The organism is Flavobacterium palustre, from assembly GCF_014639535.1.
GTDB classification, from domain to species: domain Bacteria; phylum Bacteroidota; class Bacteroidia; order Flavobacteriales; family Flavobacteriaceae; genus Flavobacterium; species Flavobacterium palustre.
This window is the reverse complement of the sequence record NZ_BMGA01000020.1, coordinates 1-2,566: the sequence shown is the minus strand read 5'-3', so window position 1 is coordinate 2,566 and position 2,566 is coordinate 1. Positions and strand designations below refer to the sequence as shown.

At 38.0% G+C, this 2,566-nt stretch carries 1 protein-coding gene; it reads left to right on the top strand.

Annotated elements, in window-relative coordinates; translation table 11 throughout:
* A partial coding sequence (locus IEV84_RS16350; RefSeq protein ID WP_188495866.1) for an HYR-like domain-containing protein occupies positions 1-2,566 on the top strand: 2,566 nt, incomplete at both ends.

Below are 2,566 nucleotides of genomic sequence, written 5' to 3'. Positions count from 1 at the left end.
TTGGAGTAACGGAGCAACTACTCAAGACCTTGCTTCTGTACTTGCTGGAACTTATAATGTAACAATCACTGATAAAAATAACTGTACAACTACTGCTTCGGCAACTATAATTGATGGAGACGGTACTCCTCCAGTAATTAGTCAATTACCAAACGAAACAACAATTATTTGCCCTGCTAAACCTGAGTTTACTCAAGCAACTGCAACAGATAATGTGGATACATCTGTTTCTCTAACTTTTGAAGATGTAACAATTCAAGGTCAGTGTGCAGGTAATTATTCTGTGACCAGAACTTGGACGGCTGTTGACGATTGTGGTAATACTTCAACAAAATCACAAAAAATTAATGTTCAGGATATCACTGCTCCTACTTTTACAGTTCCTGCTGACATTACTGTTAATGCAGGTGCAAATTGTGTTTCTAATTTAGATCCTACTGCAACCGGTACTGCAACTAATATTTCTGATGCTTGTGATCAAAACCCAACAGTTACTTATACTGACTCTGATTGTTTTGGAAATGACGCTAAAGCTAATATCAATTCTGGAAATGGTAACTATTTCTACTTTAATGTAAGTGGTTTTGACAACTTGACCGCAAAAGATATTGAAAAAATTGCCCTTGCATTTGAAACCAATCAAGGAAAAGGAAGAGCTGAATTTACTTTGGTTGCTCCTAGTGGACAGGCTGTTGTTTTAGTTGGTCCGTATTGTACAGGTGGTGCTTGTGAAGATGCTAATTCAAATGACCAAGAATTATACTTACCTGTATTCTATCCAAATAGTTCAGGAAACCCACAATGGAATAACAACGATGTAATTTCTCAGGATATTCCTCAAAACTTTACACCAAACGGCGCTTTGTCTTCTCCAAATGTAATTAATGGAGTTACAGGCTATGTATCAAGTTTTGAAAACTTAACAGGTTCAATGAATGGAACCTGGTTTATATACTCTCAAAAACAAGCCAGCGTAAATGGAAGTATTCAATTTAACAGCGTTTGTTTGACTCCGGCTACTGCTTGTGCAAGCAACAAAGCAATAACAAGAACTTGGACGGTAACTGACCAATGTGGAAATGCTGCTTCTGCTACACAAACTATAAAAATCCAGGATGTTACTGCTCCAGTATTGAGCGAAGCTCCTGCTGATGTAACTGTAGAATGTAATACTATTCCAACTGCCGCTACTTTAACTGCTACTGATAATTGTGATGCTACTCCGGTAGTAACTTACAATGAAGTAAAATCAAATATTAGTGAAACTTGTGCAAGTAGCTATACTTTAACCAGAACCTGGACTGCTAAAGATGCGTGTGGCAACGAATCTTCTAAATCTCAAATAATTACTGTAGAAGATAAAACTAAACCTGTTTTCGTTGAAACATTGCCTGATAATGTTACTGTAGAATGTTCTGAAATTCCTCAGCCGGCTACTTTAACTGCTACTGATAACTGTGGTACTGCTGCTGTAACATTCGCTGAAGTGAAAACTGAAGGTGCTTGTGCCGGAGCTTATACTCTGACTCGTACATGGACGGCTACTGACTTATGTAATAACACTACAACTCATGTACAAACTATTAGCGTAGAAGATAAAACTAAACCTGTTTTCGTTGAAACATTACCTGATAATGTTACTGTAGAATGTTCTGAAATTCCTCAGCCGGCTACTTTAACTGCTACTGATAACTGTGGTACTGCTGCTGTAACATTCGCTGAAGTGAAAACTGAAGGTGCTTGTGCCGGAGCTTATACTCTGACTCGTACATGGACGGCTACTGACTTATGTAATAATGTTACAACTCATGTACAAACTATTAGCGTGGAAGATAAAACTAAACCTGTTTTCGTTGAAACATTACCTGATAATGTTACTGTAGAATGTTCTGAAATTCCTCAGCCGGCTACTTTAACTGCTACTGATAACTGTGGTACTGCTGCTGTAACATTCGCTGAAGTGAAAACTGATGGTGCTTGTGCCGGAGCTTATACTCTGACTCGTACATGGACGGCTACTGACTTATGTAATAACACTACAACTCATGTACAAACTATTAATGTTCAAGATACAACTAAACCTGTTTTCGTTGAAACATTACCTGATAATGTTACTGTAGAATGTTCTGAAATTCCTCAGGCTGCTACTTTAACTGCTACTGATAACTGTGGTACTGCTGCTGTAACATTCGCTGAAGTGAAAACTGAAGGTGCTTGTGCAGGAGCTTATACCCTAACTCGTACATGGACGGCTACTGACTTATGTAATAACACTACAACTCATGTACAAACTATTAATGTTCAAGATACAACTAAACCTGTTTTCGTTGAAACATTACCTGATAATGTTACTGTAGAATGTTCTGAAATTCCTCAGCCGGCTACTTTAACTGCTATTGATAATTGTGGTACTGCTGCTGTAACATTCGCTGAAGTGAAAACTGAAGGTGCTTGTGCAGGGGCTTATACCCTAACTCGTACATGGACGGCTACTGACTTATGTAATAACACTACAACTCATGTACAAACTATTAATGTTCAAGATACAACTAAACCTGTTTTCGTT